The 25,618-nt window shown below is 69.2% G+C and carries 23 protein-coding genes and 1 pseudogene; 7 read left to right on the top strand and 17 right to left on the bottom strand.

The genetic code is table 11. From position 1 onward, the window contains the following. Window positions 1-179: 179 nt before the first annotated feature. The gene (locus BLT25_RS14065) at window positions 180-1,139 is read left to right on the top strand and encodes a calcium/sodium antiporter (RefSeq protein WP_091046915.1); all 960 of its coding nucleotides are present in this window, start codon (window positions 180-182) and stop codon (window positions 1,137-1,139) included. 8 nt (window positions 1,140-1,147) lie between these two features. Here BLT25_RS14065 and BLT25_RS14060 read toward each other — a convergent pair whose 3' ends face one another. From BLT25_RS14060 to BLT25_RS30440, 5 genes and pseudogenes are all read right to left on the bottom strand, one after another. Beyond that, window positions 1,148-2,428 (bottom strand): extracellular catalytic domain type 1 short-chain-length polyhydroxyalkanoate depolymerase, encoded by a 1,281-nt coding sequence (locus BLT25_RS14060; RefSeq protein WP_091046913.1) that lies wholly within the window; start codon window positions 2,426-2,428, stop codon window positions 1,148-1,150. Window positions 2,429-2,559: 131 nt separating this feature from the next. Next, the gene (locus BLT25_RS14055) at window positions 2,560-3,183 is read right to left on the bottom strand and encodes a flavin reductase family protein (RefSeq protein ID WP_091046910.1); all 624 of its coding nucleotides are present in this window, start codon (window positions 3,181-3,183) and stop codon (window positions 2,560-2,562) included. A gap of 55 nt (window positions 3,184-3,238) precedes the next feature. Next, a complete protein-coding gene (locus BLT25_RS14050) occupies window positions 3,239-4,513 on the bottom strand; it encodes an HNH endonuclease signature motif containing protein (protein ID WP_091046908.1) in 1,275 nt (424 codons plus the stop codon). Between the two features lie 379 nt (window positions 4,514-4,892). Next, window positions 4,893-5,189 (bottom strand): DUF6508 domain-containing protein, encoded by a 297-nt coding sequence (locus BLT25_RS30445; protein WP_256328619.1) that lies wholly within the window; start codon window positions 5,187-5,189, stop codon window positions 4,893-4,895. A 90-nt stretch (window positions 5,190-5,279) separates the two neighbouring features. Further along, a pseudogene (locus tag BLT25_RS30440) lies at window positions 5,280-5,783 on the bottom strand (O-acetyl-ADP-ribose deacetylase); the annotation flags it as partial. A 283-nt stretch (window positions 5,784-6,066) separates the two neighbouring features. Here BLT25_RS30440 and BLT25_RS14040 point away from each other — a divergent pair. After that, complete coding sequence (locus tag BLT25_RS14040) at window positions 6,067-7,458, top strand: purine-cytosine permease family protein (RefSeq protein ID WP_091046903.1); 1,392 nt, start codon at window positions 6,067-6,069, stop codon at window positions 7,456-7,458. Window positions 7,459-7,491: 33 nt separating this feature from the next. Here the strand turns inward: BLT25_RS14040 and BLT25_RS14035 are convergent, their stop codons facing one another. From BLT25_RS14035 to BLT25_RS14015, 5 genes are read right to left on the bottom strand one after another with little or no spacing between them, the layout of a single operon-like run. Next, window positions 7,492-8,409: a LysR family transcriptional regulator gene (locus BLT25_RS14035; protein ID WP_091046902.1), complete on the bottom strand. Its 918-nt coding sequence runs from the start codon at window positions 8,407-8,409 to the stop codon at window positions 7,492-7,494. Window positions 8,410-8,429: 20 nt separating this feature from the next. Beyond that, entirely contained in the window at window positions 8,430-9,878 is a 1,449-nt protein-coding gene (locus tag BLT25_RS14030) for an aspartate ammonia-lyase (protein ID WP_091046899.1), read from the bottom strand. Continuing rightward, the gene (locus tag BLT25_RS14025) at window positions 9,875-11,014 is read right to left on the bottom strand and encodes a M20 family metallopeptidase (protein WP_091046898.1); all 1,140 of its coding nucleotides are present in this window, start codon (window positions 11,012-11,014) and stop codon (window positions 9,875-9,877) included. The genes BLT25_RS14030 and BLT25_RS14025 overlap by 4 nt, the downstream gene beginning before the upstream one ends. Next, window positions 11,014-11,682 (bottom strand): DUF1028 domain-containing protein, encoded by a 669-nt coding sequence (locus tag BLT25_RS14020; RefSeq protein WP_091046895.1) that lies wholly within the window; start codon window positions 11,680-11,682, stop codon window positions 11,014-11,016. Before BLT25_RS14020 ends, BLT25_RS14025 begins: the two co-directional genes overlap by 1 nt. Continuing rightward, window positions 11,679-12,131 (bottom strand): RidA family protein, encoded by a 453-nt coding sequence (locus BLT25_RS14015; protein WP_176883886.1) that lies wholly within the window; start codon window positions 12,129-12,131, stop codon window positions 11,679-11,681. Before BLT25_RS14015 ends, BLT25_RS14020 begins: the two co-directional genes overlap by 4 nt. Before the next feature lie 168 nt (window positions 12,132-12,299). Between BLT25_RS14015 and BLT25_RS14010 the strand changes: the two genes are divergently transcribed. After that, window positions 12,300-13,559 (top strand): flavin-containing monooxygenase, encoded by a 1,260-nt coding sequence (locus BLT25_RS14010; protein ID WP_091046893.1) that lies wholly within the window; start codon window positions 12,300-12,302, stop codon window positions 13,557-13,559. A 508-nt stretch (window positions 13,560-14,067) separates the two neighbouring features. Here the strand turns inward: BLT25_RS14010 and BLT25_RS14005 are convergent. Genes BLT25_RS14005 through BLT25_RS13995 form a run of 3 tightly spaced genes read right to left on the bottom strand, consistent with a single transcriptional unit; the run spans window position 14,068 to window position 19,143 of the window. Next, complete coding sequence (locus tag BLT25_RS14005) at window positions 14,068-16,119, bottom strand: oxidoreductase (RefSeq protein ID WP_091046891.1); 2,052 nt, start codon at window positions 16,117-16,119, stop codon at window positions 14,068-14,070. After that, window positions 16,116-17,630, bottom strand: coding sequence for an APC family permease (locus BLT25_RS14000; RefSeq protein ID WP_091046889.1), 1,515 nt, complete (start codon window positions 17,628-17,630; stop codon window positions 16,116-16,118). Before BLT25_RS14000 ends, BLT25_RS14005 begins: the two co-directional genes overlap by 4 nt. A gap of 28 nt (window positions 17,631-17,658) precedes the next feature. Continuing rightward, complete coding sequence (locus BLT25_RS13995; protein ID WP_256328596.1) at window positions 17,659-19,143, bottom strand: aldehyde dehydrogenase family protein; 1,485 nt, start codon at window positions 19,141-19,143, stop codon at window positions 17,659-17,661. A gap of 99 nt (window positions 19,144-19,242) precedes the next feature. Between BLT25_RS13995 and BLT25_RS13990 the strand changes: the two genes are divergently transcribed. Beyond that, entirely contained in the window at window positions 19,243-19,896 is a 654-nt protein-coding gene (locus BLT25_RS13990) for a TetR/AcrR family transcriptional regulator (protein ID WP_176883884.1), read from the top strand. A 2-nt stretch (window positions 19,897-19,898) separates the two neighbouring features. Here the strand turns inward: BLT25_RS13990 and BLT25_RS13985 are convergent, their stop codons facing one another. From BLT25_RS13985 to BLT25_RS13970, 4 genes are all read right to left on the bottom strand, one after another. Further along, window positions 19,899-20,492, bottom strand: a complete 594-nt coding sequence (locus tag BLT25_RS13985; protein WP_091046881.1) for a GNAT family protein — start codon at window positions 20,490-20,492, stop codon at window positions 19,899-19,901. Between the two features lie 47 nt (window positions 20,493-20,539). Then, a complete protein-coding gene (locus BLT25_RS13980) occupies window positions 20,540-21,088 on the bottom strand; it encodes a PIN domain-containing protein (RefSeq protein WP_176883882.1) in 549 nt (182 codons plus the stop codon). An 11-nt stretch (window positions 21,089-21,099) separates the two neighbouring features. Beyond that, window positions 21,100-21,456: an excisionase family DNA-binding protein gene (locus BLT25_RS13975; protein ID WP_256328595.1), complete on the bottom strand. Its 357-nt coding sequence runs from the start codon at window positions 21,454-21,456 to the stop codon at window positions 21,100-21,102. Between the two features lie 103 nt (window positions 21,457-21,559). Continuing rightward, window positions 21,560-22,762, bottom strand: coding sequence for an MFS transporter (locus tag BLT25_RS13970; RefSeq protein WP_176883880.1), 1,203 nt, complete (start codon window positions 22,760-22,762; stop codon window positions 21,560-21,562). A 48-nt stretch (window positions 22,763-22,810) separates the two neighbouring features. Here BLT25_RS13970 and BLT25_RS13965 point away from each other — a divergent pair, with 48 nt between their 5' ends. From BLT25_RS13965 to BLT25_RS13955, 3 genes are read left to right on the top strand one after another with little or no spacing between them, the layout of a single operon-like run. Further along, a complete protein-coding gene (locus BLT25_RS13965) occupies window positions 22,811-23,467 on the top strand; it encodes a FadR/GntR family transcriptional regulator (protein ID WP_091046872.1) in 657 nt (218 codons plus the stop codon). A 51-nt stretch (window positions 23,468-23,518) separates the two neighbouring features. Next, on the top strand, window positions 23,519-24,397 hold the full coding sequence (locus BLT25_RS13960) for a DUF1295 domain-containing protein (RefSeq protein WP_218131338.1): 879 nt from the start codon (window positions 23,519-23,521) through the stop codon (window positions 24,395-24,397). Then, window positions 24,394-25,512, top strand: a complete 1,119-nt coding sequence (locus BLT25_RS13955; RefSeq protein WP_091046869.1) for an FAD-dependent oxidoreductase — start codon at window positions 24,394-24,396, stop codon at window positions 25,510-25,512. Before BLT25_RS13960 ends, BLT25_RS13955 begins: the two co-directional genes overlap by 4 nt. Window positions 25,513-25,618 lie beyond the last annotated feature (106 nt).

The following is a 25,618-nucleotide window of genomic DNA, read 5'->3' as shown; positions in this document are numbered from 1 at the left end:
TAAACCAGGTCGCACTGAAAATTGAGGAAGACGACTTTCGCCCATTCGGTCGCAGAACTCGGCCCCAATAGTTGAGTTCGACGGTCACGACGCCGGGCTGGAGTGGCGGCGCAGCACGGTCGCGGTGTGCTAAGGATTGTTCATGGCGAACTGTTCCAGACGCACTCGCTGGCCCGTCAATGTCTGACGCCCTGCTGGTCATCGGTGGGCTCCTCGCCCTTCTCGGAGGTGCAGAGCTCGTCGTCCGTGCCGGGACCGGTCTGGCCACCAGGCTCTCAGTTCGCCCGATCATCATCGGGCTGACTGTCGTGTCGGTCGGCACGAGCGTGCCCGAACTCGCCATCGGGATCGACGCGGCGGTGAACGACAGCCCCAACCTCGCGGTTGGCAACATCGTCGGCACCAACCTCCTCAACTTTCTGTTCATCCTCGGACTCAGCGCCCTACTCATCCCGATCGCGATCGACCGGAGGACGCTCAAGTTCGACCTGCCCGCGATGATCGCCTCGACGCTCGTCCTCTACCTCATGTCCCTCGACGGCATTCTCACTCGTCTCGACGGCGCCCTCCTCGTGGCGGGCGCAGTCGCCTACACCTTGGGTCTGCTGCATGTCAGCCGCCGTGAGACAACCGAGGTCCAGGAGGACTACACAGACACTGTGTCGGCGTCCTCGGAGCATCGGCTGACACGCATCGGTCTGTCACTCGTGCTCGGGCTCGCGTTGGTCGTCCTCGGTGCCGAACTGCTCGTCGAAGGGGCCGTGTCCGCTGCCCATGCGTTAGGCATCAGCGACGCGGTCGTCGGACTCACGATCATCGCGATAGGCACGTCTGCACCCGAACTCATCACCACCATCATGTCGACCGTTCGGGGTAACCGGGATATCGCGATCGGCAACCTCCTTGGGTCAAGCATCTATAACATCGCGGCCGTACTGGGTCTGACCGTCCTGATCGCACCCAACGGCGTTCCAGTCTCCGAGGAGGTGCTCAACGCCGATCTCGTCCTCCTCGTGGCCGCCATGGCGGCCGCGTTGCCAGTTCTCGTGAGCGGCGCCCGGATCACTCGAGTAGAGGGCGGGCTGTTCGTCGCCACCTACGTCGGTTACCTGGCGTGGCTACTCCTGACACGTACCTGATAGGTACGTCAGCACCCCGTGATCACGTCGAAGCGGCCGCCGGCCGACTCCTGGAGGGTCGTGACGGTCGCGTCGCCCTGACCCAGGTAGTCCTCCGAGACCTCGGCGTAGAAGGGGTTGTAGGGGTTGGTGCCGTACGAGTGGGCGCGCCCGGCCGCCTCGTGCTGGGCGTTGGTCGCCGAGCCGCAGTAGAGGCCCGGCTCGGTCGGTGGGTCGGTCGGCTCCTCCGTCGGCGGATCCGTCGGCGGGTCGGTCGGCTCGGTGCCCCGCTCGACCCGGCGGTTGTTGTCGAAGAAGAAGTCGGTGACGTACGCCGGGTAGTCGATCGAGTTCGTCGTGACGTACGAGCCACCGGGGCCGCCGCCGGCCGGCCAGTTGTGTCCCATCCCGGTGTTCTGGACCAGCGAGACGCGCGGGCCGCTGCCGTCCGACCAGAGCGTGCCGGAGCCTGCCTTGTTGTTGCCGGCCAGGCCGGACAGGGAGAAGGACGACTGCGACCCGGCGCCGTAGATCCCGGCCATGACCTGCGCGTTCAGGGTGTTGTAACCGGGCGCGACGGTGGTGTCGTTGGAGCCGTAGATCACCGAGGTGAGCTGGCTGCCGAACCCCGAGGAGGCGGAGCCGGCGAAGGTCCGGCAGGTGTTGGTCACCTGCGACTGGGTCACCGCCACGGACCCGATCTGCCCCGAGGTCGTCCCGACCGAGGGGCCCGCATTGATCCCGATCCCGGCGAACACGTCGGGCGCGAGGCAGCCCATCACCATCGTCTCGCCGCCGCCCGAGGACAGCCCGGACAGATAGACCTGGTCGGGGTCGATGTCGAGCGCCGGGTCGGCCAGCAGGTCGCTGACCAGCTGGAGGAGGTTGTCGTCGTGACGCCCCGGCGAGGTCCGGGAGTGGTTGCCGTCGTAGTAGTCCCAGCACCCGAGGAGTACGCCGCCGTTCGGTGCCGCAGGGATCGCCACGACCATGCCGCGCGCCTCCGCGGTCGCTGCCCAGTTGCCGCCGTCGCGCAGGGCCGCCGAGGTCTGGACGCAGCCGTGGAGATTGACCATGAGCGCACGCCCGTTGCCGAGCGTCGGCGCGGTGCCGGGGACGTACAGCTGGGTCGTCATCCCACCTGCTGTCCGAGCCGACCACGTGCCCGCCGCGGCCGTCGAGCTCTCGGCCGAGGCGACCGCCACGACCGCTCCGCCCGCCAGCACCAGTCCGAGGCCCGCGATCGCGGCGCCGATCCGTTGCTGCCGTAGCTGCCGAAACCTGGACGAGATCCGTGACCCGAGACGCATGACCGATCCTCCTGTGGGAGCCCCGCCCGCCGCCTCCCGGCAGGCAGATCGACGGTAGATGTGACGGTCACCACAGGTCTATGTCGACCCGCACCACATTCCTGCGCTCGGACGTGTCGGTCCGGCGCCGGTCACCGGTAGAGCTCCTCGTCGATGCTCGCCAGCCGCGACGGATGGACCCGCTCCCCCAGCCCGTAGAACTGCTGAAAGCTCATCACCAGCGGCCGCCAGCGATCCGGGTCGATCCGGTGGGGATGACCCTCGAGGCGCAGATCGGGCGCAACCCGCACCGCGGTCACCGCGACCTCCACCGCCAGCAACTTCGGCTCCCCGAGCTCGTGCAGCGCTCGCACCGTCCCCTCGATGTGCACCGGACACTCCGCGACCGACGTCGGCAGCACGGTGTCCGAGCCGTACGCGGTCAGCCCGGCGTGTGCGTACTTGTCCGACACGTGCACGTATCCCCGCTCCGCCTTAGCCGCCGACATCGCTGCGTTGCCCGTGCTCAGCGCGAGCCGGTCGACCTCGGTGACCAGGTCGACGCTCGGGAGGTTGAGCACGATCTCCGGCCGCTCCCGCACGTTGAGCGCCGTCTGCGACGACGCCCCGATCCCGAGCACCGCCGTACGTCCCAGCCAGAAGACCGACGACATCGGCATCAGGTTCGTGGTGCCGTCCTCGTTGAGAGTCGAGAGCACCACCACCGGCGTGCCGAAGTAGAGGATGGCCGGATCGATGTCGACGTGCGTACTCATGCCTCGAACCTAGGGCGCGACGCGGACGACTTCCGGCGGGTATCCGACGGCGCAGTCAGGGGCGACGCGTGAACCGGATCGTGCCATCCGGCAACCGCTCATGGACGTACGCCGGGGCGTGCGCCAGACGGTGATGATGCGAACACAACAACGCCCCGTCCTTGAGATCGGTCTTCCCGCCTGCAGCCCACGGATCCAGATGGTGGGCGTCGCACCACTCGGGTGGCACGTCACAGCCCTCGGCCTGGCAACACTTGGCCCGCAGCCGCAGCGCCTTGCGCTGGATCGGCTGGAAAAACCTGCTGCCTCGGCCGGCATCGAGGACCTCGCCCTCGCTGCCCAACACCCAGGGAATGATGGTCGCGTTACACGCCATCCGCCGGGCCTCCGCGGCGCTGATGGCGGTGCCGTTGGCCTCGTCGTAGCCCAGGGTCGCGATCCCGAGGTCTTTGCGGAGCTCCTCCAGGGAGATCACCACGTTCACGGTGGTCGCATCGCCGCCGTGGCGGGGCAGCGCGGCGGGATCGATGGTCTCCAACAGCCGCGAGAACCCCTGCCCCATCAACCGCTCCCAGGGCGGCAGTCCCGCGCCCTTCTCGACAAGCTGTTGCTTGCGGGGCTGGGCGTAGGCCTCGACCAGCCGCTTGAACCGCATCCCGATCGAGGTCGGGATGACCCCGTCGAACCCGACGGTGCCGTCGTGGTTGTCCCAGACCCGGAGTGCGGTCTTCTGCTGGGCGCGTTCCTCTTCGGCGAGGAGGGCTTGGGCTTCGGCGTCGTCGAACCGGGCTGGGTCGATCTCGGCCAGGATCTTCCTGCCGACGATGGCCAACTCGTTGGCGGTGAGCCTGCTGGCGTAGTCGACCAGGAGCTTCTCGGCCAGGGCCAGGTCCTCTGTGGTGGCGACCGGGTCGGCCTCGATCTTGTCCAGGGCCGTCGTGATCACCCGGGCCTTGTCCGGGGAGACCACACCGGCCGCGAGACCGTCGGCGACGAGCTCGTACGTGGCGATCTTGGTGGCGAGCTTGATCTGCGACCTGGCTACCGCTTTGTCGAGGAGGAGTTCGGCGCGCATCCAGGCCGAGGCGTCCTTGTCGCCCGTCTCCTCGGCGATATCACCGGACGAGGCCAGCACCCGCAACCGCAGGGCGGCCTGCTGGGCCTGGATCGCCTCCAACCGGGCCAGCAGATCCTTCTTCGTCGAGGTCCGCCAATAGTCAGGGTCGCTGGCGAGCAGGTCGTGGAGGGAGGACTCGATGGCCGCAAGAGCGGTGTCGATCGCATCACCAGGGTTGGCGCCCCGGTGGTCAACGTCATGCTCGAGACTCATCGTGATCCCTCCCCTCAGAGGTGTGCCGTGATGGGTCTGATTCTACGCCTCGAACGGATACCTAACCACCCATAGATGCAGGTCAAACGGCGTTTTCGCAGTGAGCGAACAGCATCGCTTCTGTGGATGGTAAGTGGCCCGAATGGCCACCCCTCCACCCCCACAAGCCCCACCAATCCCATCAAGAATCTTCCGCGCCACACCCGGGCCGCCGCCCCGATAGCCAGCCAAATCTTTTCTCGACGGACCCCGGTGTCAAGGACCGCGATAGCGGCCGGCGAAGCCGGCGGCCGAAGGCCGTCCTTGACTCCGGGGACCGTCGAGAACACCCTCAGAAACGGGTCGGCGGCCCACCCCAACCACGAAACAACAGTCCACCTCAACAGCCACCCTGACCAACCCACACCCGCAACCGACGGACGATCGCGTCAACAGAACCATCCTGAACCGCCCGCCCGAACACACCATCGTTGAACCTCTCACCCCGGACGTACACCGTCGCCAACCGAGCAGCATCAGCAACCGGCGCGCCGGCAAGCAACGAAGGATCGGAGACCAGCGGATTCCCGCGCATCCACTTCATCCAGTCGACCGACGCCCCCGGAAGCGATCGGTAGAGCCTGCGGACGCGGTCGGGGTAGACAGGCCGGGCGACGTCACGGTCCTCGTCCGTCAGCGCATCAGCAGCGTCGAAGAGCTCGAGCCACGTCGCGTCGGGCAGGCTCCGCAGCCAGGCCTCGACCTGAGCGTCCGAGGGATCGAGGGCCTCGCGGGCGCGGTCGAAGGTGTCGTACGCCTTCTGGTCGAAGAGCACCAGGCGAACCTCCTCGACAGACGTCGGTGTCCGGGCGAGGGTCCACAAGGAGACGCAGGCGGCCTCCTCGAGCGGGTAGCGGTAGACGCCGGTCGAGATCGCCGGGAACGCCACCGTACGCGCCCCGAGCTCGTCGGCCACCCGGAGCGATTCGCGAAAGCACGAGGCCAGCGGGCCGATGTTGTCCTGGCCGTCGGTGTGGACCGGGCCGACCGTGTGGATGACCCACCGCGCGGGCAGGTCACCGGCGGTCGTCGCGACGGCCTCGCCGACCGGCAGCCCACCACCGAGGTGCCCCGCCCGTAGCCGTCGACACTCCTCGAGGATCGCCGGGCCGCCTCGCCGGTGGATCGCCCCGTCGACCCCTCCCCCGCCCAGCAGGGAGGAGTTGGCGGCATTCACGACCGCGTCGACCTGCTGCTCGGTGATGTCGCCGCGTACGACCGTGATCCTCACTCCGTCAATCTAGATGACGGCGGCCGGTCCAGTCGGCGGCTGTCTGTGCGCTGCCACCGCAAGCGACGAAGGTGTGCGATAGCGCTTTGGCCTAGTGGTTGTCGCACAATTGGCGCTCCTCCGGTAACCAGGAGTTCGGGGCACCGGAGCGATGCAGCCGGCCACCTCGTTCCGGCAGTCATCGATTCTGCCGATGCATTACGCCAAAAGGATTCGTTTGCCAGAGGAACCCGAGGGTCACGACCATTGGTGGTGCGCCTCACACCCTTTGGAGAATGAAAACATGCCAGACCAGCCAGTCGTCGAGAAGCACACCATCGGCTACGTCCCACCCGAGGACCGCCATGGCAAGGTACGCGACCTCTTCACCCTGTGGTTCGGGACGAACATCGCTCCCCTGCCCGTCGTCACCGGTGCCGCCGGCGTCACCGTCTTCGGGCTCGATCTGTTCTGGTGCGTCGTCGCCATCGTGGTCGGCCACCTCGTGGGCGGCGTCTTCATGGCGCTGCACTCGGCCCAGGGCCCGCAGATGGGCATCCCGCAGATGATCCAGAGCCGCGGCCAGTTCGGCTCCTACGGGGCATTGATCGTCGTGGTGATCGCGGCCGTGATGTACCTGGCCTTCTTCGCCTCCAACATCGTCCTCGCGGGCCAGTCTCTGCACGGCATCGCCGACCCGATCCCGGTCGAGGCGGGCATCGTCCTGGGGGCGCTCGGCTCAGGCCTGATCGCGGTGATCGGCTACAAGGTGATCCACTCGCTCAACAAGGTCGCCACCTGGGTCCTCGGCATCGGCATCGTGCTCGGCACCGCCGCTATCTTCGTCGCCGGCGTGCCCGCGGGCTTCTGGACGCAGGGCGGCTACAGCACCGCCGGGTTCCTCGCGACGGTGTCGCTGGGTGCCCTGTGGCAGATCGCGTTCGCGCCGTACGTCTCGGACTACTCGCGCTACCTGCCGGCCAGCGTCGGGGTGAAGGCGACCTTCACCGCCACCTACCTCGGCTGCACCCTCGGCTCGATCCTGCCGTTCGTCTTCGGCGCGATCGTGGCGCTGGCGATGAAGCCGGGCGTCGAGGTGATGACCGGGGTCCGCGACACCACCGGTGCGTTCGGTACGCCGCTGCTCATCCTGTTCCTGCTCTCGGTGATCAGCCACAACGCGCTCAACCTCTACGGCACTGTGCTCTCGATGATCACCTGCGTACAGACCTTCCTCGCCAGCTGGATCCCGACCGCGCGCAGCCGCGTGGTGCTGTCGCTGCTGGTGATGGCCGCCTCGACGTACTTCGCCATCGGGGTCTCCGGCAACTTCATCTCGCACTTCGTCGACATCGTGCTCGCGCTGCTCGTCGTGCTGGTCCCGTGGACCGCGATCAACCTGATCGACTTCTACCTGATCCACCGCGGCAACTACGACCTCGACTCGATCTTCGCGGCCGACGGCGGCATCTACGGCCGCTTCAACGGCCAGGCGATCCTCGCCTACGTGATCGGCATCGTCGTCCAGATCCCGTTCATGGCGACGCCGCTCTACACCGGCCCGGTCGCTGACAAGCTCGACGGCGCCGACCTGAGCTGGATCATCGGACTGGTCGCCACCGCGCCGATCTACTACCTGCTCGCGCGCGGCCGCAAGCTCGCCCCGAGCGAGCTGGCGCTCGCCTCGCACGCCTGAGGCACCCAGCACTCCCACGGCGGGGAGGTCGCGTCAGCGGCCTTCCCGCCGTCGTGCTGCCCGGCCCGAGGAGCGGACGAACGCCTGGGCGCGGGCGGTGAGGCGTACGCCCTTCATCGAGGCCAGCACGACCTCGAGCGGCTCGACCGGATCGCTGATCTCGAGGGTCACGATCTGCGCACCGTCGTACGTGGTCTCGCTGGCCGGGCGCTGGTTGAGGACCGACCACCCCTGGCCGTTGGCGACCATCGCCCGGACGGTCTCGAAGCCGGCGCTGCGGTGGCGGATCTGCGGGCGGAAGCCGGTGGACTCGACGAGCCGCTCGAAGTACTGGCCGCTGTGCGGCAGGTCCAGGAGCACCATCGGCTCCTCCTCGAGCTCGGCGAGGGCAACCTTCTTGCGGCGCGCCAGCCGGTGGCCCTTGCCGACGAGGACGTACGGCGCCGCGAGGCCGACCTGGACGTGGTCGATGTCGTCGTCGAGGTCGTAGCCGTACATGAGCGCCAGCTCGCAGCTGCCCGAGCGCAGCGCGTTCTTGAGCGCCGCGTGCTCGTCCTCGACCACGGAGACGTGGATGCCGGGGTGGTCGGCCTCGCAGGCGGCCAGCAGCCGCGGCAGCTCGAACGGGCCCAGAGTGGTGAAGCAGCCGATCGTGAGGTCGCCGACGAGCGCCTGGCCGGCGGAGCGCGCCACCTCGACCAGCTCGCTGGTGTGCACGAGGTAGCTGCGCAGCTCGCGGTAGAACTCCTCGCCGGCCGCCGTCAGGGTCAGCCCGCGCGCGTGGTGGCGGAGAAGGAGCTGGACACCCAGCTCCTTCTCCAGCTGCGCGACAGCCGTCGAGACGGCCGATTGCGAGACCACGAGCTGCCGTGACGCGGCGGTCATGGAGCCCAGCTCCGCAGCCGCGGCGAAGTAGCGCAGCTGTGTCAGGGTGAAGGACGGCTCGGCCATGCGAGCCATCCTGCCCGAAGTCACTCCCGTTTCGCCCCGTTCGCCCCGTCGGCACCGGAGGCGTCGAGGTTGGCGAGCGTCTCGGGACGCAGCAGCGCGTCGAGGACCGCGGGGTCGAGACCACCGGCCGCGAGCGCGAGATCCCGTACGGCGCCGGCACCGCTGAGCGCGGCCTTGGCGATCTCCGCGGACTTGGCATAGCCGAGCAGCGGGGTCAGGGCGGTGGCGAGGCCGGCGTTGCCGGCGGCAGCGGCGGCGAGCTTGGCGGCGTCGACGGTGATCCCCTCGACGCACATCTCCCGCAGCGAGTCGAAGGCCGCGGCGGTCCAGGTGAAGCCCTGGAGCAGGCCGTGGGCCATCACCGGCTCGAACGCGTTGAGCTGGAGCTGGCCGCCCTCGGCCGCCATCGTGACGGTGAGGTCGTTGCCGATCACCCAGAAGGCGACCTGGTTGACCATCTCCGGGATGACCGGGTTGACCTTGCCGGGCATGATGCTGGACCCGGCCTGGCGGGCGGGGAGCTGGAGCTCGGCGAGCCCGGCCTGCGGACCCGAGCTGAGCAGCCGGAGGTCGTTGCAGATCTTGGAGGCCTTGACGACGATCCGCTTCAGCACGCTGGAGACCTGCACGAACGCACCGGTGTCGCTGGTCGCCTCGACGAGGTCTCCGGCGCCGACGACCGGCAGCCCGGTGATCTCGGCGAGGTGCTGGACGGCCAGGCGGCGGTAGTCGGGGTGGGCGGTGATCCCGGTGCCGATCGCGGTGGCACCGAGGTTGATCTCGCACAGCAGCACGCGCGAGTCGGCCAGCCGGGCCAGCTCCTCGCGCAGCGTGATGGCGAAGGCGCCGAGCTCTTGGCCGACCGTCATCGGGACGGCGTCCTGGAGCTGCGTACGGCCGATCTTGGGGACCGCGCGGAACTCGGCCGCCTTGCGGGCGAACGAGTCGGCGAGGGCCTCGGTGGCCTCGACCAGGCGGTCGATCGCGCCGACCAGGGCGAGCCGGACCGCGGTCGGGTAGACGTCGTTCGTCGACTGGCAGCGGTTCACGTGGTCGAGCGGGTGGATCTCGTCGTAGCTGCCGAACGGCAGACCGAGGATCTCGAGGGCCCGGTTGGCGACGACCTCGTTGGCGTTCATGTTGGTCGAGGTGCCGGCGCCGCCCTGGATCACATCGACGACGAACTGGTCGTCGAGGGCGCCGTCGCGGACCTCCTGCGCGGCGGCCACGATGGCGTCGTGGCGGCGGTCGTCGAGGAGGCCGAGCTCGTGGTTGGCGCGCGCGGCGGCGACCTTGACCGCACCGAGGGCGGCGACGAGCGAGCGGTGGCGCCCGACGGTGGTGCCGCTGATCGGGAAGTTCTGCAGCGCGCGGGCGGTGTGCACGCCCCAGTACGCGGTCGCCGGGACCTCGAACGGGCCGAGCGAGTCGTGCTCGGTGCGGGTCGGTGGGGCGTCGAGGGTGGTCATCGTGCGGTCGCCTCCTCGGCGACGTCGAGCGCGGTCCAGGCCAACGCGGTCGCAGCGTCGAGGAGCGCCTTCTCGGCGTCCCCGCCCACGCAGTGCGCGGCGAACTCGGGCTGGTGGTTGAGGGCGGTCCCGGAGTTGATGCCGACGTAGGGGTGGATCGCGTTCACGACCTGGGAGACGTTGCCCATGTCGGTGGAGGCCCGGTTCATCCGGCGAGCGGGGGTGCCCGGGTCGAAGACCCGGCCGATCTCCTCGGCATTGCGCCGGTACGCCGCAAGCGCGGGTGTGAAGGTGCGGAACTCGGCGTACGGCTTGCTCTCCGGTTCGACGGTGAGCTTCGCGCCGGTGGCGAGCGCACCGGCCTCGAAGCAGCGCCAGACCTTCTCCTCGGTCTCGGCGAGCTGGGCCAGGCTCTCGGCGCGGACGTACCAGCGGCCCTCGGTCCGCGCGGGGATGGCGTTGGGCGCCTCTCCCCCGTTGGTCATCACGCCGTGCACGCGCACGGTCGGCGGCAGCTGCTGGCGGAGCAGACCGATCGCGACCTGGGCAATGGTGAAGGCGTCGGCGGCATTGACGCCCTGCTCGGGATAGGCGGCCGCGTGAGCGGCCTTGCCGCGGTACTCGACGTGGGAGTGCGACACCGCGAACGGCTCCGCCTCGGCGACGTCGACCGGCGCCGGGTGGGCCATCATCGCCAGGTCGAGCCCGGCGAAGGCACCCCGCTCGAGCAGCTCGATCTTGCCGCCCCCGCCCTCCTCGGCGGGGGTTCCGTAGACCTCGATGGTCAGGCCGGCGGCGTCGGCCAGCGGCGCGAGCGCTCGGGCGGCGCCGACCGTGATCGCCGAGATCAGGTTGTGGCCGCAGGCGTGGCCGAGACCGGGGAGGGCGTCGTACTCGGCGCAGAGACCGAGCCGGAACGGGCCACTGCCGAAGGTCGCCAGGAACGCGGTCTCCAGGCCGAGATAGGCCGGGGTCAAGGTGAACCCGGCCTCCTCGAGGGACTCCGCGACCCAGCGGGAAGAGTTGTGCTCCTCCCAGCCGGTCTCGGGGTTCGCGTGCAGCTGCTCGGAGAGCCGGATCAGGCGCTCGGCGTCGCCGCGGACGGTTGTTGCTGCGTACTGCTTCGAGGTGGTCATCACTCGTCCCCGGGGACCCCGTAGGACGGGGCGGCGGTGGGGTCGAGGCCGCGGGTGACGTAGTCGTCGCGCTGCGGCAGCCAGACCTTCAGCAGGTCGCGGAGCTCCTCGACCGGGCGCTCGCTCCAGTCGACGCGGAGGTCGGTGACCCGCCAGGCGACGTCGCGTACGACGGACAGGCCCGCCGAGTGCAGCGGTCCGGCCTCGCCGCCCGCGGCCAGCCCGGCCTCGAGCGCGGCGAGCAGCCGCTCCTCGAGGTCGCCGGTGGCGGCCTGGAAACCCGCGACGACGGCGTCGACGACCTCGGTGCCGGCCAGCATGTTGCCGGCGGCGACGACCTGGGGTGCGACGGCGTGGTGGTGGATGCCGAGCGACCCGGACCCGCTGTACGCAGCACCGGCGCCGTCGAGCGACAGCACCGTCAGCTGGCGGTGCTCGATCAGGTCGCGGCCCTGGGTGACCGACGCGAGCGCTGCCCGGGCGTCGAGGCCCGAGGCGAGAGCGTCGAGCAGCTCGGTGCCCAGGCGCGGGTCGGTGATGTTCTGCGAGGAGGCGCCGCCGACGCCGGGACGCAGGTGGATGCAGCGCGCGGCGACGGCCGGGCTGGAGGAGGTCACGGCGATGCCGACGGCGCCGTTGCCGTCGGTGGCGAGGACGGAGAAGGTCACTTCGTCACCTCGGGGATGACGGCGATCGCGTCGACCTCGACCAGCCACTCCGGGCGGGCCAGGGCGGAGATCACCAGACCGGTGGAGATCGGGTGCACGCCCTTCGTCCAGCGGCCGATCGTCCGGTAGACCGTCTCGCGGTAGCGCGGGTCGACGATGTAGATGGTGAGCTTGACCAGGTGCTCCATCTCGGCACCGGACTCCTCGAGCAGCATCTTGATGTTGGCCATCGCCTGCTCGGTCTGCGCCTCGACATCGCCGATGCCGACCGACTCGCTGGTGTCCAGGTCCTGCCCGATCTGACCGCGCACGTAGACGGTGTTGCCGGCGACGACGGCCTGGCACAGGTCGTTGTCGAGGTTCTGCTCGGGGTAGGTGACGCTGGTGTTGAACGGGCGGATCCGGGTGTGTCCGCCGACGACGATGCTGCTGGGTTTGTTGGTCTCCACGACGACCAGTCCACCTCGTCGCCGAGCATGTGTCCAACAGATGTTTCCGCGGACTACCGTCAATGAAACAGATGCAATGGCGGCGACGACGATTGCATCGGTTGATCCGATCGGTAAGGCCAACAACATCTGTTGGACACGAGCAACGTGGCGGCTCAGGATCTGAGTATGTCCAACGAACAGATCGAGGTCCTCGTCGTCGGCGCCGGTCAGGCCGGCGTGGCGATGAGCGAGCACCTGAGCGACAACGGCGTACCCCATCTCGTGCTGGAGCGCGACCGGATCGCCGAGCGCTGGCGCACGATGCGCTGGGACTCGCTCGTCGCCAACGGCCCCGCCTGGCACGACCGGTTCCCGGGCCTGGAGTTCCAGGACGTCGACGCGGAGGCGTTTGCCACCAAGGACCAGGTCGCGGCCTACTTCGAGGCGTACGCCGAGAAGATCGCCGCTCCGATCCGGACCGGCGTCGAGGTCACCTCGGTGACCCGCCACGAGGGCCGTCCGGGCTTCCGGGTCGAGACCTCCGACGGCGTCATCGACGCGCGGTTCGTGGTCGCCGCGACCGGCCCGTTCCAGCGGCCGGTCTACCCGCCGATCGTCCCCGACGGCGCGGTCGCCCTCCAGATGCACTCGAGCGACTACCGCAACCCCGACCAGCTTCCCGAGGGCAACGTCCTGGTCGTCGGCGCCGGTTCCTCCGGCGTCCAGATCGCCGACGAGCTGCAGCGCTCGGGCCGCCAGGTCCACCTCTCGGTCGGCCCCCACGACCGGCCCCCGCGCAGCTACCGCGGCCGCGACTTCTGCTGGTGGCTCGGCGTCCTGGGCCTGTGGGACCTCGAGACCCCGGCCGCCGGCGCTGAGCACGTCACGATCGCCGTCAGCGGCGCTCGCGGTGGCCACACCGTCGACTTCCGCGCCCTCGAGGCGCTTGGGATCCAGCTCGTCGGGATGACCGACCGGTTCGACGCCGGCACGCTCACCTTCCGTGAGGACCTGGCCGAGAACATCGCCCAGGGCGACGCCAACTACCTCGCCCTCCTCGACGCCGCCGACGAGTACGTCACCCGCAACGGCATCGACCTGCCCGAGGAGCCCTCGGCCCGTGACCTCGGCCCCAGCCCTTCAGCCGCGACCACGCCGCTGCTCTCCGTCGATCTGGCCGAGGCCGGCATCACCACGGTGATCTGGGCGACCGGCTTCGCGACCGACTACGGCTGGCTCCAGGTCGACGCGCTCGACGAGAACGGCCGCCCCGCCCACCGCCGCGGCGTCTCCACCGAGCCCGGCGTCTACTTCGTCGGCCTCCCCTGGCTCTCCCGCCGAGGCTCGTCCTTCATCTGGGGTGTCTGGCACGACGCCAAGCACGTCGCCGGCCACATCGCGACGCAGCGCAGCTACGCGGCGTACGACCGCCAAGCGCACTCCTGACCGACCTCGGCTGACCAACGACGCTCAGCCGGCGTCACCCCGATGGCCCGGATCCCGCCAGGGATCCGGGCCATCGTGCATCGCGTCCCACCCCACGCCGAGTCGGCCCGTTCTAACGCGCCGACTCGGCGCTTGGAGTGGATAGAACGAGCCGACTCGGCACGGGACCGGCGACGACCAAGCCAACCCACATCGCGCCTGACTCGCCCGCGCCGAGAGGTCGCCCCCGTCGGCCGACACGTCACGTAGGTCGGTCGAGACGTCACATACGTCGGTCGAAACGTCATCTCGTGCCAACTCGGCCGACGCAAGCGCCAACTCGGCCGACCCAAGCGCCAACTCAGCCGACCGCAGCGACGTCTCGGCCGGCGCCGAGTCGGCTCGTTCTAACGAGCCGACTCGGCGCTTGAACCGGTCAGGACGAGCCGACTCGGCGGGGCATGCACCGCACCCCGGGCTCACGAGGAGACCGGGGTGCGGATCTGTGCCCAGCTGACGTGGTTGCGCCTCAGGCCAGCTGGGTGACCTCGCGCCGGAACGGCACCTCGTCGTTGGAGGGCAGGACGGCGTCGAACTCCTCGGCGGCGCGGCGACCGGACCAGACCGCGGCGGCGATCGTGGCGGGGGCCCAGGAGTCGCCGATGCCGCGTACGGAGGCGATCTCGCCGGCGTCACGGCGGGCCACCAGGTCGAGGTAGAGCTCCTCCTTCGGCAGGCGGGCGGTGACCATGACGACCGCGTCGCAGTCGAGCTCACGCTCGATGCCCGCGTAGGTGTCGCGTACGGTCACGCCGCCGAGGCCGACGGCCGTCACCGCGTGGTCGGTGACCCGGGTGATGCCGTTCTCGATCAGGCGACGCTGGATCCGGTTGACCTCGAAGGTGTTGTTGGTCCACGACGAGACCTGCGAGCCGGTGGTGACGATCGAGACGTCGTAGCCCTTCTGCGCGAGCAGCTCGGCGAGGACACCGCCGAGGTAGTAGTGGTCGTCGTCGTAGACGACGACCTTCTTGCCGTCGGGCAGCCGGCCGGCGAAGAGGTCGTCCGGTCCGAGCACCTGGGCGCCCTCCGCAATCGGCATCGGCGTCGTGTGGAACCGCGCGACGCCATCGGTGCGCCAGGTGGCCCCGGTCGCGGTGATGACGTGCTCGAAGCCGAACTCGACGATGTCCGCAGCCGCCATCGGGCTCTCGCGGTAGATCTCGACGTTGGGGAGCTCGGCGAGGACGGCCTCGCGGTACTCCTTGACGCGACCCCACGCGGAGAGACCCGGGAGCCTCGACTCCGCGGTCACCCGGCCGCCCAGGTCGCGGCCGGCCTCGGCCAGCACGACGTCGTAGCCCCGGACCCCGAGCGCCCGCGCCGCCTCCAGGCCGGATGGACCGGCACCGACGACGAGGATGCGGGAGTCGCTCTCCTTGGCGCGGATCTTCTCCGGGTGCCAGCCGCGGCGCCACTCCTCCCCCATGCTCGGGTTCTGGGTGCAGCGGATCGGCGACATGGTGAGGTCACCGGAGACGCAGATGTTGCAGCCGATGCACTCGCGGATCAGGTTGAGCCGGCCATCACGGATCTTGTTCGGCAGGAACGGGTCGGCGATCGAGGGACGCGCGGCACCGATCAGGTCGAGGATGCCGGCCTTGACCTGGCGCACCATCGCGTCGGGCGAGGTGAACCGGCCGACGCCGACGACGGGCTTGGAGGTCAGCTTCTTCAGGCCGGCGACGAACTCCTCCTGGCGCCCCTCGGGCGCGAACCGGGAGGTGACCGAGTCGCCCTCCCAGCTTCCCATCGCGAAGTCCCACAGGTCCGGCAGCTCACCGAGCTCGCGCAGCACACCCTCGATGTCCTCGCGGGTGATACCGCCGTCGATCTCCTCCTCGACCGTGATCCGGCAGGCCACCGCTGCCCGGCCGGCGACCTCCTCGATGGTGTCCTCGAGCAGCTCGCGCAGCAGCCGCATCCGGTTCTCCAGCGAGCCACCGTACGCGTCGGTGCGGTTGTTGTAGCGCCGGGAGAGGAAGTGGTGCGGAGTGCCGTAGCCGTGGGCCCCGTAGACGTAGACGACGTCGTAGCCGGCCTCGAGCGAGCGGCGTACGGCGTTGCGGTGCCAGCGCCGCAGGTCCTCGATGTCCTGCAGCGACATCGCCCGGGCCTGGACCGGCGCGATGGTGTCGGGCGCGACCGGGAGGTGCGCGGGCCCGAGCGGGGTCTCGCGGCTGAGCTGGTTCGGCGCGTTCATCCCGTTGTGGGCGAGCTCGATGCCGGCCAGGCCGCCGCCCTCGTGGATCGCGTCGGCGATCCGCTTGAGCGCGGGCAGGTCCTGGTCGTCCCAGATCCGCAGCTCGATGAAGGGCGCGATGTCGGAGGTCGCGTGGATCTCGACCTGCTCGGTGCACACCACCGACCAGCCGCCCTCGGCCTTGATCTTGCGCATCGCCGCCTGGGCGCTGGGGTCGCGGTAGCCCATGCCGTTGCAGTGGGGCACCTGGTAGAAGCGGTTCTTCGTGGTGAACGGCCCGATCTGCACGGGCTCGAACAGGATGTCGTACGAGCTCATCGGGTGGTCTCCTCGGTGGGAACGGACGGGACGGGGGCGCCGACCTCGGCGCGGACGCGGGCGCCGCGGACGTACCCGACGGCGCAGAGCAGCAGCAGGCAGGCGAGGGTGCCGAGCGTGAAGACCTCGAAGGTCAGCTGGCTCACGCCCCAGATCTCCTTGAACGGGTACGCCTCGCCGAACAGCCGCTCGAGGGTGCCGGGGAACACCGCGACCCACGACCCGAGCAGGACCCAGGCGAAGGCCAGCCAGCCGAGCACCGCGAAGCCGCGGTCGGAGACCGGCACACGGAAGGGGCGCGGGCGGTCGGGGTAGCGGGTGCGCAGCCGGATCGCGGCCGGGATGACCAGCAGGTAGCTGAGCAGGAAGGTCGAGATCGAGATGGTCAGGACGACGCCGAAGATCGAGGCGCCGTCGCCGGTCACCTGCATGGCGACGAGCAGGAAGACGGTCGCCACGACGCCGGAGAGCATGTTGACCCGCACCGGCGTACCGAGGCCCTCGTGGAAGCGGCCGAAGAACCCGCCGAAGAACGCCCCGTCGGCCGCGGTCATCGCCTGCATCCGGTCGGAGATGATCATCCACGCCGCGCCCTGGCTCATCAGGATGTAGACGAAGACGACGGCGGTGAGCGTGAGCAGCGGCTCGGCCGCGGCCCCGTAGACGGAGTAGACGGTGCCGACGGCGTCGAGGAGGCCGCCGATGCCGGTGATGTCGTCGCTGGGGACGACGAGCAGGATCGCGAAGATCGGCACCAGGTAGCAGACCGCGGCGGTCGCACACGAGCGGAAGATCGAGACCGGTACGTCGCGGGCCGGGTTCTCCATCTCGCCGGCGGCGCTGTTGGAGGACTCGAAGCCGAGGTAGGCGAAGAGCAGGATCGGAACCGACCCGAACAGGCCGAGCAGGGTCGGGCTGAAGTCGCCGCCGCTGAGGTCGACGACGCCGTTGTGGGTGGCGTAGATGATCGTGGTCAGCACGAAGAACGCGAGCAGTCCGACCTTGAGGATGGCGCCGCTGGTCGGCAGCCACTTGCCCTTGGCCAGGCTGGCGATCGCCGCGACCACGGTGATCCAGATGAACACGATCTTGAAGAGGTAGTCACCGATCGAGCCGTGCTCGAGCGGGGTGATGTAGGTGCTCACCGTCTCGGCGGCGAGAAAGGCCATCGAGCCGCCGACCCACACCGGCTGGGTGATCCAGGTCAGGATCGCGGCGACCGCGGCGGCCGGGCGCCCGAAGGCGTCCCGGACCCAGGTGTAGGCCCCGCCCTCCTCGCTGAACGCGGCGCCGGTCTCGGCGAAGATCAGGCCGTACGGCACGAGGAAGAAGACCGCGAGCACGAGAGCCCACGTGAACGCCTCGGCGCCGTAGAGCGAGACCTGCCCGAGGGTCTCGAGGCCGACGACGGCGGCGATGAGCAGGAAGACGATGTCGAAGCGCCGAAGCGTCTTGCGGAGATGTGACTGTTGCTCGGCCGCGAGGGCGGTCGGCTGGTTGGTCTGCGTCATGGTTGATGTCCCTGTTGGTGCGGGCAGGTCAGTGGTTGATCCAGACGGTCTTGAGACCGACGTACTTGTCGAGGGCGTGCAGCGAGAGGTCGCGCCCGAAGCCGGAGCCCTTGAACCCGCCGAACGGGGTCCAGGCGCTGAAGGCGTCGACGCCGTTCACGGTCACGGTGCCGGCGTGGATCCGCTCGGCGAGCCGGTGCGCGCGGCTCAGGCTGCCGGTCGAGACGGAGGCAGCCAGGCCGTACGCGGTGTCGTTGGCGAGCGCGACGGCCTCGTCCTCGGTGTCGAAGGCAGTGACGGCCAGGACCGGCCCGAAGACCTCCTCGCGGGCGAGGGTGGAGGCCGGGTCGACGCCGTCGAAGACGGTGGGCTGGACGTAGCAGTCGCTGCCGTCGCGGGTGACCCGCTCGCCGCCGGTGACCAGGCGCGCTCCGGAGTCGCGGGCGCCGTCGACGAACTCCATGATCCGGTCGGTCTGCTCGGGCGAGACGATCGCGCCCATCCCGGCGGCCGGGTCGAGCGGGTCCCCGGGGGCGTACGCTGCGGACTCCTTGGCGACGAGGTCGACGAACTCCTCGTGGACCTCGCGCTGGACCAGGACGCGGGAGTGCGCCGAGCAGACCGCGCCCTGGTTGAACCAGATGCCGAAGGCGGTCTGTCTGGCGGTGGTGGCGAGGTCCTCGGCGTCGGCGAAGACGACGTGCGGGCTCTTGCCGCCGCACTCGAGCCAGACCTGCTTGAGGTTCGACTGGCCGGCGTACTGCAGGAAGTACGCACCGACCTCGGTCGAGCCGGTGAAGGCGAGCACGTCGACGTCGGGGTGGAGGCCGAGCGCCTTCCCGGTGGTCTCGCCGAGCCCGGGGACGACGTTGAGGACACCGTCGGGGATCCCGGCCTCGACGGCGAGCTCGGCGATCCGCAGGGCGGAGGACGGCGACTGCTCGGCAGGCTTGAGCACGACACTGTTGCCGGCGGCCATCGCCGGGGCGACCTTCCACGCGAGCATGTCGACGGGATAGTTCCACGGGACGACCGCGCCGACGACACCGAGCGGGACACGGCGGATCAGCGCCGTGGTGCCCGGCGGGGTCGGTGCCACCTCGTCGTTGATCTTGTCGATGGCCTCGGCGTAGTAGCGGAACAGGTTCACCGAGAACGGCAGGTCGAGGTCGTACGCATCCACGACCCGCTTGCCCATGTCGAGCGCGTCCAGGACGGCCAGCTCGGCCGCGTGGTCGGCGAGGAGGTCGGCGAAGCGGAGCATCCGCTCGCGACGGAATCCGACCCCCGCCCGCGACCACCCGCCGTCGTCGTACGCAGACCGCGCGGCACGCACGGCCGCGTCGACACCCGCGGCGCCGGCGTCGGCGACCTCGGCGAGCAGGGTGCCGTTGGCGGGGTTGCGGTTCTCGAAGGAGCCCTCCGCGGTGTCGACGGAACGGCCCCCGACGAACGGTTGTGTCCGAGGGCGGACCTCGGCGGCTAGATCGAGCCAGTCCTGGTGGGTTCGCACGTGCAAGTCCTTTCTTTGCGCTTCACCGCAAATATGAGCCCCGCCACACCAGGTGTCAATCATCCGCCCGCAGATTTCACATACGCGTTACGGTTGAGCATGGCTCGACGCAAGGACCAGGCCGCTCGGCGCGAACACCTGACCGCGGCAACGCTCACCGTGATCGGCACCCACGGCCTGGCCGGCGCCACGATGAAGAACATCGCCGCCGAGGCCGGCATCTCGCCGCGCCTGATCGCCTACTACTACCCCGAGCTCGACGGCCTCATCGAGGCCGCCCACCAGGCCGCGACCGACCGCTACTACTGGTCGCGGCAGCGAGCGATCGAGGGCGACCTCTCCCCCGCCGAGAAGCTCGGCAGGCTGATGTACTCGGGTCTTCCCCGAGGTGAGGACCTGCTGCTAAGCCAGGTTCTCGACGAGATCTCGGTCAACGCGAGCCGCAGCCCGATGCACGCCACCTTGATGACGCTGCTCTTCGACCGCGAGGTCTCGCTCTACGTCGCCGTGCTCGAGGTCGGACACGCGACCGGCGTCTTCACGCTCACCGACTCGGCCGAGGCGATCGCCCGCAACTTCGTCGCCCTCGAGGACGCCTTCGGCCTCCACCTGCTCGCCCACAACTCGTCGCTGACCCTGGAGCGGGCCGAGCAGCAGCTGGCCAGCTACGCCCACTCCGCGCTCGGCGTCAGAGTCACGCCGATCGACCCTGAGTTGCCCAAGAACGCAAAGAATCCTGGCGTACGACCCTGACCTCAGGCAGGCTCGACGGTCTTCACCATGACACAGTTCTTCAAGCCCTTGGGCCGGTCGTAGGTGAACCCGAGCCGCTCGTAGAGCCGACGGGTGCCGTTGTAGAGGAACGACGACGACATCTTCTTGGTCTGCTCGGTCAGGTCGTGCGGATAGCTCTCGACCCGCCCGCCACCAGCCTGGGCGATCTGCTCGAGCGCACCGTTGATCGCCAGCTCCGTCACGCCCTGTCGCCGGTGCCGCTTGTCGACGAAGACACAGGTGATCCGGTAGTCGGGCTCCGAGGTCTTCGTGGCGTCGTACTGCTTGAGGTGGTGGAGCGTGGGCAGTTCCACCGGGGTCCCGTACTCGGCCCAGGCGATGGCCTCCTCGCCGTCCATCACCAGCGCGGCGTGCGCCTCGCCCTTCTCGACGTAGGCCTTCTTCAGCGCGCGGTTCGCCTCCGCGCCCTGGCCACGCTCCGGTCCGTCCGGATGGAACCAGATGCACCAGCAGCCGCCGAAGATCCCGTTGTGACGCTGCACCAGCGCATCGAACGCCGGCCAGGTCTCAGGACCGAGTGGCTCGATGGTGTACGACGACAGCCCGGTAGCCATGCCACCCACGGTATTCGATCCCGGCCGGTCGATCCTCGAAACGGCGATCAGTCCTCGGCGAGCGCCCGACGGACCGCCATAGCCGCAGAAGGTCCAGCGCATCGCGCCAGCGTGTCGAGCAGGTCCTCCTGGTCCTTCTTCGAGTGCCGCAGCGTCATCTCGTGCGCTGATCGAATCTTGCCAGGCATCGATTCAGCGAGATGGATGATCAGATCCCCGGACCCGATCAGCTCGATGCCACGCTCGTCCATCCACGCCTTCGGAAAGTGCCGGATGTTGTCGGTGAGCAAGATGTCGGCGTCCGCCGAGAGCGCGGCAGCCAGGACGTGTCGATCCTTCGCGTCCATCTCGACCTCTGCGGCCTCACTCTCCGCTTCGTCACTCACATCCACGAGGGCGAACTCCAGGTAGGCGTTCATCAGCCGTTCGAGGCGGTCGGTGTCCTCGATCTCGAGTCCGATGCTCGCGCGCAGGTTACGTGACATCTCATCCAGGATCTCCTGAGACCAGTGGAGTTCGATGGCGCCCAGATCCGCGGCGTACAGGAAGTAGTCCCGCAGCGTTCGAGAAAAGAGGATGTTGGCATCCGCGAGCACAACGCTGAGAGTCAATCGACGAAGCCGATCTCGTTGGAGAAGTCAGCCAGCGCCTCTGCTGCCTTCGCCCGCCGAGCCCGTCTCGCCCGCTCGAACGCCACCAGCGGCTCAGCTGGGATCCGATGATGGGAGCCAACCATGACGTGCTCGACGTCGCCGGCGGCGATCAGCTTCATCAGGGTGGGACGCGAGACCCCGAGGAAGCTGGCTGCCTCGGTCGTCGTGAACGCCTCCTTGATCGGCACGACGACCGCGCCGGACGTACGCTCCGCATCCAGGAGGGCGAGCACCTTCTCAGCGCTGGCTCGCGGCAGGCTCAACGAGACATGCACCGTCTCGTCCGCGTCGTCGAGTGCAGCACGAAGCATCCGAACGTCGTCATTCAGCATCTCTGACATCTCAGCGTCTCCCTACGCACATCTGAAGCCAACTGAAGCAAGTGTAACCCGAATATCGAGCGCTGCCGAGAGTTCAGTCCTCGGCGCCGGCTCCGATGGCGACCGGGCGGCCCGCGACGTACCCGGCACAGATCTGGACGACCGCGAGGCCGAGCAGGAGCGCGATCGGGACCGACCAGGAGCCGGTGGACTCACGCAGCAGGCCGACGAGGAACGGGCCGCCGGCGGCGAGCAGGTAGCCGATGCTCTGCGCCATCGAGGACAGTGCGGTGGTGCCGGCGGTGGTCGCGGTGCGGATGCTGAACAGGGTCAGCACTACCGGGAAGACCGCGCCGCCGATGCCGATCAGCACCGCCCAGAGCCAGGCGCCGGTGACCGGAGCGAGCCAGAGCCCGGCGAACCCGATCGCCAGCAGCGCGGTCAGGACCGCGACCAGGTGGCCCTGCTGGGGCGACCGGATCGCGAGCGTCGGCGCCAGGAAGAACACGGGTACGCCGACCAGGATGCTCACCGCGAGCAGCAGCCCCGCCGTCGCGTGGCTGAAGCCGGCGTCGGCGTAGATGCTCGGCAGCCAGCTCATCACGACGTAGGCGAACAGCGACTGGGTGCCGAAGACGACGGTCACGGCCCACGCGACCGGCTCCCGCCACAGCGACACCCGGGCTCCGCCGTCGCGGCGCCGGCCGTGGTCGCGCAGGTGCGGCACCCACGCCAGCAGGGCCAGGACAGCGAGCAGCGCCCAGACGCCGAGACCGACCCGCCAGCTCCCGGCAGCGTGGGCGATCGGCACCGTGACCCCGGCCGCGATCGCCGCACCCAGGGACATCACCGCGCTGTAGGCACCGGTGACCGCGCCGACCCGGTTCGGGAAGCCCTCCTTGACCACGGCGGGAAGCAGCACGTTGGCCAGCGCGATGCCGGCACAGGCGACGAACGTGCCGAACAGGAGCAGCCAGGGGTCACCGATCACCCGGACCAGCAGACCGGCCACCAGCAGGCCGAGCGCGACGCCGATGCCACGGTGCACGCCGAGCCGGCGCGCGAGCGTCATCCCGGTCGCGCCGACGACCGCGAAGCACAGGACCGGCAGCGAGGTCAGGAAGGATCTGGTGCCGGCCGAGAGCCCGTCGAGACTGTCGAGCAGGGCACCGAGGGACGTGATGCCCCCGCGCAGGTTCGCGGCCACCAGCAGGACCGCGATCAGCAGCCACATCGTCGACCGAACGGCGGTGTTCGACGGCGGTGACTCGGGGCGGGACTGGAGACGCGACTTCACGCCCACTAGGATGCCAGACATCGGATGATTGGATGAAAGGACGGCATCGTGCCGCTCTCCACCACCACGCCTCGCTCCCTGGTCGACCAGGCGATCGACGGCATGCGCGAGCTCCTCGCCGACGGCGAGTGGGCCGTCGGCACCCGCATCCCGCCCGAGCCGGAGCTCGCCGCCGCGCTCGGCGTCAGCCGCAACACGGTCCGCGAGGCCGTAAGGGCACTGGCCCACACCGGGGTGCTGGAGGTGCGGCGCGGGGACGGGACGTACGTCGCCGCCTCGAACGAGGTCGCCGCGATGATGCGACGCCAGGTCGGCCGGGTCGACCTGGCGCACGTCCTCGAGGTCCGTCATGCGATCGAGACCCGCGCCGCGGCGCTTGCCGCCGAGCGTCGCTCCGAGGACGACCTGCGATCCCTGACCGCCATCATGGAACGCCGCGCAGCCTCCGTCACAGCAGGGGACGCCGACGCCTTCGCGGACGCCGACGCGGAGTTCCACCTCGGTGTGGTCACCGCGACCCACAACCCGCTCCTCATCGAGCTCTACGCCGGCTTCGAGGACACCCTTCGCGCGACCATCCACCTCGACGACGAGACCGCCGAGATCGCCGACGAGCACCTCGCCGTCTTCGACGCGATCCGCGCCCAGGATGCCGCGGCCGCCGCGACCGCGGTCACCGGCCTCCTCCACACGCTCGCTCACTGACACCAGCTAGAACATGTTCCAATTCTTCGAAAGGTCCACTACCTTCGAGCGGTGAGCAAGAGAGAGTCTCTCGTCCGCGTCGCCGCGGCGTACGTCATCGCCCTCGCTGTGGCTTCGGCTTGGCTGATCTGGGGACCCGACACGCCTCACCTGTGGCTCGACGCCCTGATCGCAGACGTCCTCGCGACGCTTGTCATCTTCGCTGCAAGCCGGTTGCACAAGAACTCCAGCTTCTACGACGCCTACTGGAGCGTCGTTCCTCCACTTCTCCTTCTCTATTGGTGGGCCTCGGCCGGCGAGGACGTCCCCGACGCCCGCGTCATCCTCGTAGCTGTGGTGGTCCTCGGTTGGTCGATCCGGCTGACCGGCAACTGGGTGTACTCGTTCCCCGGGCTCCATCACGAGGACTGGCGCTACCCGCTGTTTCGCGAACGTGCCGGCAGATTCGCGTTGATCGTGGACCTCGTCGCGATCCACCTCGTCCCGACCCTCCAGGTCTTCTTGGGATCCTTGCCGATCTACCTCGCGGTCACCCACACCGGTCAGGACGTCGGCTGGCTCGACATCGCCGCCTGCGCGCTGGGCCTTGGTGCCGTGGCCCTGGAGTTCGGCGCAGACCTTCAGATGCACCGGTTCACCCGCGAAAGCCAACCGGGCCAGGTGATGGACCGCGGACTCTGGGGCTGGTCGCGGCACCCGAACTACTTCGGAGAGATCGGCTTCTGGTTCTCCCTCGCTCTGTTCGGCCTGGCCGCCTCGCCCGACGACTGGTGGTGGCTCTTCGCCGGCACCGTCGCGATGACGGCGATGTTCCTGGGTGCGAGCATCCCGATGATGGAGAAGCGCAGTCTCGCGCGGCGGCCCGCCTACCAGGACGTCATCGACCGGGTGCCCCGCCTCGTGCCGAGACCACCCAAGGCGGCAGGGTGAGGCGCAAGCGGGTCGTCATCGCGGGGCTCGGCGACACGGGTGTCCTGACAGCGGTACGCCTCTCGAAGCACGCCGACGTCGTCGGGATCTCCACCAAGCCAGGGCTGATCAGCGGCCAAGAGCTCGGCGCTCGAATCAGCAGACCGGCCGAGTGGGAGCGCGACTACCGGATCTCGTTCGACCGGTTCCGCGGACTTGATCGGGCCGATGCCATTCACGGCACTCTCGTCGGTCTCGACCTTGCGCACCGGGCCGTCCATGTCGAGCGGCCGGACGGCACGACCTGCCCTGAACCGTACGACCTGCTGGTGATCTCGACGGGGGTCACCAACGGGTTCTGGAGAAAGCCGGGCTTCCAGACGGACGACCAGATCGATGCCGACCTGCAGCATGTCCACCAACAGCTGCGGAGAGCGGCCTCGGTGATCGTCGTCGGCGGTGGCGCAGCGGCTGTCAGCAGTGCGGCGAACATCAGCGGCACGTGGCCCGACAAGCAGGTCGACCTCTACTACCCGGGCGAGCGCGCCCTCCCCCAGCACCATCGAAAGACGTGGCAGAGCGTGGAGAGACGTCTTGTCGAGAGAGGCGTCGGGCTGCACCCGGGCCATCGCGCCGAGCTTCCGCGCGGCTTCGTCGGGGACGAGATCACCAGCGCCGCGGTCACGTGGAGCACCGGCCAACCACCGTCGAAGGCCGACGCGGTCCTCTGGGCCATCGGCCGCGTGCACCCCAACACCGGCTGGCTTCCCGCGGAGATCCTCGACGACCGCGGATTCGTCGTGGTGGATCCGAATCTCCAGGTCAAGGGCCAGAACGGCGTCTTCGCGGTGGGCGATGTCGCGGCCACCGACGAGCTGAGATCCTCCGCGAGGAACCGCGCCGACCGGCTCCTCGCTCGCAACATCAAGGCAGTTCTCGACGGGAGGCCGCTCGACAGCTACCAGCCACCCCGTCGCCGCTGGGGATCGGTGATCGGCGTTCAGCGAGACGGGCTCCAGATCTTCGCGCCCAACGGACGCCCGTTCCGCATCCCCGCGTGGACGATCAACGCCGTCCTGCAGCCTTGGATCGTGCGTTGGGGCATCTACAAGGGAGTACGCCGCGGCCGCGGCTGAGTCACCGGGCTGCTCCACACGCTCGCGCACTAGTCACCGTGTCTGTGTCCATGGCGTCGCCCGACTGATAGCCTGCTGTTGACCTCGTGATTCCGCCGTGACCACG

Source organism: Nocardioides sp. YR527, from assembly GCF_900101045.1.
Lineage (GTDB): Bacteria > Actinomycetota > Actinomycetes > Propionibacteriales > Nocardioidaceae > Nocardioides.
The sequence above is the reverse complement of the archived record's forward strand: the minus strand, read 5'-3'. Positions and strand labels throughout refer to the sequence as shown.